The sequence below is a fragment of the Campylobacter sp. LMG 17559 genome (assembly GCF_024723605.1).
Taxonomy (GTDB): Bacteria; Campylobacterota; Campylobacteria; order Campylobacterales; family Campylobacteraceae; genus Campylobacter_D.
In genome coordinates, this window is sequence record NZ_JANQCZ010000083.1 from 1 (window position 1) to 214 (window position 214).

The following is a 214-nucleotide window of genomic DNA, read 5'->3' on the forward strand; positions in this document are numbered from 1 at the left end:
ATAAAGATTAGGATCTAAATATCTGGGTTGATAGTCTTTGTAGGGAGAGTTTCTTAATATACGATCAGCTTCAAACAAAGCTTTAGAATATTCTTGGGTGTATTTGCCTACTTCACGCCCATCTTTTCTTTTATCAAATATAATTTGATTTGTATTTTTATCAACTTCTAATATAAGTCCATTAGAAGTATAAATCTCGTAAATATCTTTATTA

At 28.0% G+C, this 214-nt stretch carries 1 pseudogene; it reads right to left on the minus strand.

Annotated elements, in window-relative coordinates:
* Positions 1-204: pseudogene (locus CAMP5082_RS08415) on the minus strand (hypothetical protein); the annotation flags it as partial.
* Positions 205-214: the final 10 nt, after the last annotated feature.